Genomic DNA, 8,689 nt, shown 5'->3' on the forward strand with positions numbered 1-8,689 from the left:
TTTTGCGGGTGGGGGGTGAGCCGCCCCAACCAGCCCCAAAACGACCAAAAAAGAACCAACCCCCCCGCTCCCCCCCTCCCCCCCCCCCCACCCTCCCCCCCCCCCCCGGGGCCCCCCCCCCCCCCCCCCGTACCCAAACCCTCATCAAAGGCGCGAACGGCATCGGCACCGTCCGCAAGACCACCCTCCCCGGCGGTCTGCGCGTCGTCACCGAGACCCTGCCCTCCGTGCGCTCGGCCACCTTCGGCATCTGGGCGCACGTCGGCTCCCGCGACGAGACCCCGGCCCTGAACGGCGCCACGCACTACCTGGAGCACCTGCTCTTCAAGGGCACCTCCCGGCGCAGCGCGCTCGACATCTCCTCCGCCCTCGACGCGGTCGGCGGCGAGATGAACGCGTTCACGGCGAAGGAGTACACGTGCTACTACGCGCGCGTGCTCGACACCGACCTGCCCCTCGCCATCGACGTCGTCTGCGACATGCTGACCGGCTCCCTGATCCTCGAGGAGGACGTCGACGTCGAACGCGGCGCCATCCTCGAAGAGATCGCCATGACCGAGGACGACCCCGGCGACTGCGTGCACGACCTGTTCGCGCACACGATGTTCGGCGACAACCCCCTCGGCCGTCCCGTCCTCGGCACCGTCGACACCGTCAACGCCCTCACCGCCGACCGCATCCGCCGCTTCTACAAGAAGCACTACGACCCCACCCACCTGGTGGTCGCCTGCGCCGGCAACGTCGACCACAACAAGGTCGTACGACAGGTCCGCGCGGCCTTCGAGAAGGCGGGCGCCCTCACCGACGGCCACGCCACACCCATCGACCCGCGCGGCGGGCGGCGCACCATCCGCACCGCGGGCCGCGTCGAGCTGATCGCCCGCAAGACCGAGCAGGCGCACGTCGTCCTCGGCATGCCCGGCCTGCCCCGCACCGACGACCGCCGCTGGGCTCTCGGCGTGCTCAACACCGCCCTCGGCGGAGGCATGTCCTCCCGGCTGTTCCAGGAGGTCCGCGAGAAGCGCGGCCTGGCCTACAGCGTCTACTCGTACACCTCCGGCTTCGCCGACTGCGGCCTGTTCGGCGTGTACGCGGGCTGCAGGCCCTCCCAGGTGCACGACGTGCTCAAGATCTGCCGCGACGAACTCGACCAGGTCGCCGAGCACGGTCTGTCGGACGAGGAGATCGGCCGCGCCGTCGGCCAGCTCCGGGGCTCCACGGTGCTGGGCCTGGAGGACACCGGCGCGCTGATGAACCGTATCGGCAAGAGCGAACTGTGCTGGGGCGATCAGATGTCGGTCGACGACATGCTGGCCCGGATAGCGTCGGTGACCCCGGACGACGTCCGCTCGGTGGCCCGCGACATCCTGGGACAGCGGCCGTCCCTGTCGGTCATCGGCCCGCTGAAGGACAAGCAGGCGTCCCGCCTGCACGACGCCGTCGCCTGACCTCTCCCGGTCGGGTCCGACGAGTCCCGTTGAGCCGTTGAGTCCCGTTGAGTCCCGTTAAGGAAGCAAGAACATGAGCAAGCTGCGCGTGGCGGTCCTCGGTGCCAAGGGCCGGATCGGCTCGGAGGCGGTACGCGCCGTCGAGGCCGCCGAGGACATGGAACTGGTCGCCGCCCTCGGCCGCGGCGACCGGCTGGACACCCTCGACGGGGCCGGCGCCCAGGTCGCCGTCGAACTCACCACCCCCGACTCGGTGATGGCCAACCTCGAGTACTGCGTGAGCCACGGCATCCACGCCGTCGTCGGCACCACCGGCTGGACCGACGAGCGCCTCGCCCGGCTGCGCGGCCTGCTGGAGCAGTCCCCGGAGACGGGCGTGCTCATCGCGCCCAACTTCTCCATCGGCGCCGTGCTCACCATGAAGTTCGCGCAGATCGCGGCGCCGTACTTCGAGTCCGTCGAGGTCGTCGAGCTGCACCACCCGAACAAGGTGGACGCCCCGTCCGGCACCGCCACCCGCACCGCCCAGCTCATCGCCGCCGCCCGCGCCAAGGCCGGCTCGCCCCCCGCGCCGGACGCCACGGCGACGGCGCTGGACGGCGCGCGCGGCGCGAACGTGGACGGCGTCCCCGTCCACGCCGTCCGCCTGCGCGGCCTGCTGGCCCACCAGGAGGTCCTGCTGGGCGGCGAGGGCGAGACCCTCACCATCCGGCACGACTCCCTGCACCACAGCAGCTTCATGCCGGGCATCCTGCTGGGCGCCCGCCGGGTCGTGACGGCCCCCGGCCTCACCTTCGGTCTGGAACACTTCCTGGACCTGAGCTGAGCCGGGCGACATCATGCGCGCGAAGATCTCCTACACCGTCACGGCCGCCGTCCTGGTCTTCTACTTCGTCCTGGTCGGCAGCCGCGGCGTCATGCTCATCCAGTCCGGCACCCTGCTGACCGTCACCTTCGGCGTGGCGGTGCTGATCCTGCCGGTCATCGGCGTGTGGTTCCTGTGGAAGAACACCCAGTTCGTCCGCAAGGCCAACCGGCTCGCCGCCGAACTCGAAGCCGAGGGCGGCCTGCCGGTCGACGAGCTGAAGCGCACCCCCGCCGGCCGCATCGACCGCGACTCGGCCGACGAGGTCTTCGCCCGGCGCAAGGCCGAGACGGAGGCCGCGCCCGACGACTGGCGCAGCTGGTTCCGCCTGGCCGTCGCCTACCACGACGCCCGCGACACCCCACGGGCCCGCAAAGCCATGCAACGCGCCATCGCCCTCCACGACAGCCGCACCGTGGACGCCTGACCACATACCTGCCCGCATACCCGAGACCTGGCCTCCACGCGCTCGCACGCACGCCTGAGCGCCCGCCTCCACGCGCTCGCACGCACGTCCGAGACATCGCCTCCGCTCTTGCACGCACGCCTGCCTGCACGCCCGAGCGCTCTCCCGCACGCGTCTCAAGCACACCTGAGGCCGCGCACGCCCTCGCCGCACGCCTTGGCCTTTACGTGCGCCTGAAGCACCGCCCGGCCTCACACACGGGGAAAGCGCACGCGGCGCCCCGGCCACAGGCTGCTCCAGCAGGGGCGGGACGCGGTCCTCCGCGGGCTGCGCCGGCACCGAATCGGCCCGGCCGCCTCGGTTCCCGCGCCCTTGGGCAACCCACCGCCCGGACCATCCACCGGTGATCGCACCCGCGGACGCGGAAACCGCACCCGCGGACCCGGACGCGGAAGGGGCCGCCCACCCGGACGGCCCCTTCCGCACGACGCTCCCGGCCTCAGCCCCGCCCGTTCTCCGCGGCCCACGCCTCGATCGTGTCGGCCGCCCGGTCGAACGCCTGGAATCGGCCGAGGAAGTCGGCGTCGTGCGTGGTCATCAGCAGCGGTGCGCCACCCGCGGCACGGTCCCGCCGTACGAGCGTCACCGCCTGACCCTGCACGGTCCGCGGCAGCCCCAGCCAGCGCACCGGCTGCTGCACCGTCCGCACGGCCACCACTCGCTCCCAGGGCGTGGTACGCGTACTGGCGAAGCCGACGTGACGCAGACCCCGCGGGCTCACCCACACGCCCATGCGCAGCAGCCGCAGGGCGCCCGCGATGACGGCCAGGGCGACGGCGAAGACCGAGCCGGACTGCGCCGGCGGCGCGGTGAACGCGATGGCGACCGCCGCGAACAGCACGAACGAGGCGAGCAGCAGCAGGAGCGCCGCCGCCCCCACCCGCCACGGCCCGGGCCGGTAGGGACGCCGCCAGCGCTCCCGGTCGTCGAACGGCAACGCGACGTCGTCGGTCGCCTCGAAAGCACGGTCGGCCGTCAGGAAGGGCAGGGGCACGACTGGTCCTCACTCGATCCATGTGGGCTGTACTGACCGGTGAGGCTATCCGCCCCCGCCCCCGCCCACCAGCATCGGGGCCCGGAGGAGTCCATGCTCCTGGGGAGGCCTGGCGGCTGATTTGCCCGGAGATGTCGTACCCCGACACTGAGCGCCCCGATGTCGGTGTCGGGCCGTAGAGTGGGCGCCGCCCGAGAGATGTGATGGAAGGACCCTGCAAGCCGTGACCGACACCCCCGCCGACGACCTCAAGCCCAGTTTCCGGAGCGATGTCACCGTCGAGCTGGTCAAGCACAGCGCGGCCGACTCCGACGTCGTGTGGGCCGCACGCGTCTCCACCGCCGGCGAGCAGTCCCTGGACGAGCTGCGGAAGGACCCTGAGCGCTCCAAGGGCCTGATCAACTACCTGATGCGGGACCGGCACGGCAGCCCCTTCGAGCACAACTCGATGACGTTCTTCATCAGCGCCCCGATCTTCGTCTTCCGTGAGTTCATGCGACACCGCGTGGGCTGGTGCATCGCCGGTGACACGGAGATCACCCTGGAGAGCGAGGCCGGTCATCTGCGCCGCCGCCCGATCGCCGAGCTGTACAAGCTCTGGCACCTGGGCGTGGAGGACCGCCTGCCGCATTCGGCCGGCGGTGTCACCTGGCACAGCCGGGCGGGCAAGTGGATGGCGCAGGTGCGGCGCGGCGACACCGACCACTACCTGGGCCTGTACGAGAACCGTGAGGCGGCCGAGTCGGCCGTCGCCGAGTTCCGGGAGCTGCACCCCAGCACCCGCATCCGCAAGCTCGAATCAGTGCGCCGCAACCACGTTCGCTGTTACGACGAGGAAACCCTGCTCGCCCAGCGGGCCAGGATCGTCGACGTGATCGAGTCGGGTGTCAAGCCGCTCATCAAGATCGCCACCGCCTCCGGCAAGACACTCCGCTGTACCGTCGACCACGCTCTGTTCACCCCCGAAGGCTGGTGCAAGGCGGGGGAGCTCACCGTCGGGGACGCCGTGCTCGTCGCAGGTACGGCGCCGCGCCCGTCAGAGGCTCTGGTCCCGCCGAGTCTGCGCCGCGGCATCGGCGTATGGACCTCGATGCAGCGCGAGAGGCTGATCAAGGAAGTCGACGCTTGCCACCTGTGCGGCCAGGACTTCCCGCGAGAGCGTCTCTCGCTGGACCACGTCGTGCCGGTGGCGGGTGATCTGCTCCAGGCCCTCGACGAGAGGAACCTCGCTCCCGCGTGTGAGCCGTGCCACGCCATCAAGAGCGCGGGGGAGCAGGCGCTGGCCCAGCGAGGCGGAAAGGTCGCCAAGGCGGTGCCGGACCAGGTCGTCGCCATCGAGGCCGCCGGTGAGGAGATGACGTACGACCTCTCCGTGGAAGGCCCCTGGCACAACTTCCTGGCCGACGGCTTCGTCGTCCACAACTCGTACAACGAGGAGTCGGGCCGCTACCGGGAGCTTCAGCCGGTCTTCTACGTCCCGGGCGAGGACCGCAGACTGGTGCAGCAGGGGCGCCCCGGCAAGTACGAGTTCGTGCCGGGTACCGAGGCCCAGCAGGAGATCGTGGAACGCTCGATGCAGGAGTCGTACATCCAGGCGTACAAGCACTACCAGGAGATGCTCGCCGCCGGCGTCGCCCGTGAGGTGGCGCGCTCCGTGCTTCCGGTCGGCCTGTTCTCCTCCATGTACGCCACCTGCAACGCCCGCTCCCTGATGCACTTCCTCGGCCTGCGCACCCAGCATGAGGCGGCCAAGGTGCCGTCCTTCCCGCAGCGGGAGATCGAGATGGTCGGCGAGAAGATGGAGGCGGAGTGGGCCCGGCTCATGCCGCTCACGTACGAGGCGTTCAACGCGAACGGGCGAGTGGCGCCGTAACGCTTCCGTACCCCCGGAGCGCACACTTGTACGTCCCGGTCGGGCAAGGTGTCCGTATTGCGGCATTTGTAGAAGTTCATCTAGCCTGATCAACGGACCCGGTACTGCTTGAACCCCCGAGCAGGCAGTACCGGGCTCCACCTTTGTCAGGACTTTTCGCATCGACCCGAGGGCAGACCCCGCCGTGAGCAACGAGTAGCGTGTTACCCATGGCTCCGACCTCCACTCCGCAGACCCCCTTCGGGCGGGTCCTCACCGCCATGGTCACGCCTTTCACGGCGGACGGCGCACTCGACCTCGACGGCGCGCAGCGGCTCGCCGCCCACCTGGTGGACGCAGGCAACGACGGCCTGATCGTCAACGGCACCACCGGCGAGTCCCCCACCACCAGCGACGCGGAGAAATCGGATCTCGTACGGGCGGTCCTGGAGGCCGTCGGCGACCGCGCCCACGTGGTCGCCGGCGTGGGCACGAACGACACCCACCACAGCATCGAACTCGCCCGTGCCGCGGAAAAGACCGGAGCCCACGGCCTCCTGGTCGTCACGCCGTACTACAACAAGCCCCCGCAGGAGGGCCTCTACCGGCACTTCAAGGCCGTCGCCGACGCCGCCGACCTGCCGGTCATGCTGTACGACATCCCCGGCCGCAGCGGCGTCCCCATCAACACCGAGACGCTGGTCCGGCTCGCCGAGCACCCGCGGATCGTCGCCAACAAGGACGCCAAGGGCGACCTCGGCCGGGCGAGCTGGGCCATCGCCCGCTCGGGACTCGCCTGGTACTCCGGCGACGACATGCTGAACCTGCCCCTGCTCTCGGTGGGCGCGGTCGGCTTCGTCTCCGTCGTGGGCCACGTCGTCACCCCGGACCTGCGCGCCCTCGTGGAGGCGTTCGTCTCCGGGGACGTCCAGAAGGCCACCGAGATCCACCAGAAGCTGCTCCCCGTCTACACGGGCATGTTCCGCACCCAGGGCGTCATGACGTCGAAGGCCGCGCTCGCCCTCCAGGGCCTGCCCGCGGGACCGCTGCGCTCGCCCATGGTCGAGTGCACGCCGGAAGAGATCGAGCAGCTCAAGATCGATCTTGTCGCGGGCGGGGTACAGCTCTGACATCGGACTTCACAACTGAATAGGCGGGCCACCGGTGCCCGCACCACAACGACAACTGCTCATGCACGAACGTCACGCGCGCCACGTGCCCACCGGTACGTGGCGTGTGTGGTGAGGAGAGTCTTTTGAGTCATCCGCATCCTGAACTCGGCTCGCCCCCGCCGCTCCCCGAAGGCGGCCTGCGGGTCACCCCGCTCGGCGGTCTCGGTGAGATCGGCCGGAACATGACGGTCTTCGAGTACGGCGGCCGCCTGCTGATCGTCGACTGCGGAGTGCTCTTCCCCGAGGAGGAGCAGCCCGGAATCGACCTGATCCTGCCGGACTTCTCGTCCATCCGGGACCGCCTCGACGACATCGAGGGCATCGTCCTCACGCACGGCCACGAGGACCACATCGGCGGCGTCCCGTTCCTCCTGCGCGAGAAGCCGGACATCCCGCTGATCGGTTCCAAGCTGACCCTCGCCCTGATCGAGGCCAAGCTCCAGGAACACCGCATCCGCCCTTACACCCTCGAAGTGGTGGAGGGGAACCGCGAGCGCGTCGGCCCCTTCGACTGCGAGTTCATCGCGGTCAACCACTCCATCCCGGACGCCCTGGCGGTCGCGATCCGCACGCCGGCGGGCATGGTCGTCCACACCGGCGACTTCAAGATGGACCAGCTCCCGCTGGACAACCGCCTCACCGACCTCCACGCCTTCGCGCGCCTCAGCGAGGAGGGCATCGACCTCCTCCTCTCCGACTCCACGAACGCCGAGGTCCCGGGCTTCACGGCGCACGAGCGGGACATCTCCAACGTCCTGCGCCAGGTCTTCGCGAGCGCCCGCAAGCGGATCATCGTGGCGAGCTTCGCCAGCCACGTCCACCGCATCCAGCAGATCCTGGACGCGGCGCACGAGTACGGCCGCCGGGTCGCCTTCGTCGGCCGCTCAATGGTCCGCAACATGGGCATCGCCCGGGACCTGGGCTACCTGAAGATCCCGCCGGGCCTGGTGGTGGACGTCAAGACCCTCGACGACCTCCCGGACCACGAGGTGGTCCTGGTCTGCACGGGCTCCCAGGGCGAGCCGATGGCGGCCCTGTCCCGCATGGCCAACCGGGATCATCAGATCCGCATCGTCGACGGCGACACCGTGATCCTCGCGTCGTCCCTGATCCCCGGCAACGAGAACGCGGTCTACCGCGTGATCAACGGCCTCACCCGCTGGGGCGCCAACGTCATCCACAAGGGCAACGCCAAGGTGCACGTCTCCGGCCACGCGTCCGCGGGCGAGCTCCTGTACTTCTACAACATCTGCCGGCCCAAGAACCTGATGCCGGTCCACGGCGAATGGCGCCACCTCAGGGCCAACGCCGAACTGGGCGCGCTCACGGGCGTCCCGCACGACCGCATCGTCATCGCCGAGGACGGCATCGCCGTCGACCTCATCGAGGGCAAGGCGAAGATCTCGGGCAAGGTCCAGGCGGGATACGTCTACGTCGACGGCCTCTCGGTCGGCGACGTCGGCGAGCCGGCCCTGAAGGACCGCAAGATCCTCGGCGACGAGGGCATCATCTCGGTGTTCGTGGTCATGGACTCGACCACCGGCAAGATCACGGGTGGCCCGCACATCCAGGCCCGCGGCTCCGGCATCGACGACTCGGCCTTCGGCGGGGTGATCCCGAAGATCACGGAGGTACTGGAGCGTTCGGCCCAGGACGACGTCGTGGAGCCCCACCAGCTGCAGCAGCTCATCCGCCGCACCCTCGGCAAGTGGGTCTCGGACACCTATCGGCGCAGGCCGATGATCCTCCCGGTGGTCGTGGAGGTCTGACGGTCCGACAGACCCTCGTGCGTACGAACCGGCAGCGGGGGGGGGGGGGGGGGGGGGGGGGGGGGGGAGCCCGGCCGCGCTTTGGGTCGCCTCTATACAGAAAAAAAACGGCTTCTCCCGCCA

General features: G+C 70.1%; 6 protein-coding genes and 3 pseudogenes. 8 read left to right on the forward strand and 1 reads right to left on the reverse strand.

Annotation, left to right across the window (positions count from 1 at the left end; translation table 11 throughout):
• Positions 1–143: 143 nt before the first annotated feature.
• From ACZ5GT_RS40390 to ACZ5GT_RS40400, 3 genes are all read left to right on the forward strand, one after another.
• Positions 144–1,448, forward strand: a complete 1,305-nt coding sequence (locus ACZ5GT_RS40390) for a M16 family metallopeptidase (protein ID WP_469036865.1) — start codon at positions 144–146, stop codon at positions 1,446–1,448.
• Positions 1,449–1,521: 73 nt separating this feature from the next.
• On the forward strand, positions 1,522–2,274 hold the full coding sequence (gene dapB, locus ACZ5GT_RS40395) for a 4-hydroxy-tetrahydrodipicolinate reductase (RefSeq protein ID WP_469036856.1): 753 nt from the start codon (positions 1,522–1,524) through the stop codon (positions 2,272–2,274).
• A 13-nt stretch (positions 2,275–2,287) separates the two neighbouring features.
• On the forward strand, positions 2,288–2,740 hold the full coding sequence (locus ACZ5GT_RS40400) for a hypothetical protein (protein ID WP_469036858.1): 453 nt from the start codon (positions 2,288–2,290) through the stop codon (positions 2,738–2,740).
• A gap of 478 nt (positions 2,741–3,218) precedes the next feature.
• Here the strand turns inward: ACZ5GT_RS40400 and ACZ5GT_RS40405 are convergent, their stop codons facing one another.
• On the reverse strand, positions 3,219–3,773 hold the full coding sequence (locus ACZ5GT_RS40405) for a hypothetical protein (RefSeq protein WP_469036861.1): 555 nt from the start codon (positions 3,771–3,773) through the stop codon (positions 3,219–3,221).
• Positions 3,774–3,996: 223 nt separating this feature from the next.
• Here ACZ5GT_RS40405 and ACZ5GT_RS40410 point away from each other — a divergent pair.
• The 5 genes and pseudogenes from ACZ5GT_RS40410 to ACZ5GT_RS40430 all read left to right on the forward strand — a co-directional run.
• Positions 3,997–4,287, forward strand: a pseudogene (locus ACZ5GT_RS40410) (FAD-dependent thymidylate synthase); the annotation flags it as partial.
• 159 nt (positions 4,288–4,446) lie between these two features.
• Positions 4,447–5,193 (forward strand): annotated as a pseudogene (locus ACZ5GT_RS40415) (HNH endonuclease); the annotation flags it as partial.
• A 3-nt stretch (positions 5,194–5,196) separates the two neighbouring features.
• A pseudogene (thyX, locus tag ACZ5GT_RS40420) lies at positions 5,197–5,646 on the forward strand (FAD-dependent thymidylate synthase); the annotation flags it as partial.
• Between the two features lie 209 nt (positions 5,647–5,855).
• Positions 5,856–6,755, forward strand: a complete 900-nt coding sequence (gene dapA / locus ACZ5GT_RS40425; protein ID WP_469036862.1) for a 4-hydroxy-tetrahydrodipicolinate synthase — start codon at positions 5,856–5,858, stop codon at positions 6,753–6,755.
• Positions 6,756–6,880: 125 nt separating this feature from the next.
• A complete protein-coding gene (locus ACZ5GT_RS40430) occupies positions 6,881–8,566 on the forward strand; it encodes a ribonuclease J (protein WP_469036864.1) in 1,686 nt (561 codons plus the stop codon).
• Positions 8,567–8,689: the final 123 nt, after the last annotated feature.

The sequence above is a fragment of the Streptomyces sp. NPDC031340 genome, from assembly GCF_055569945.1.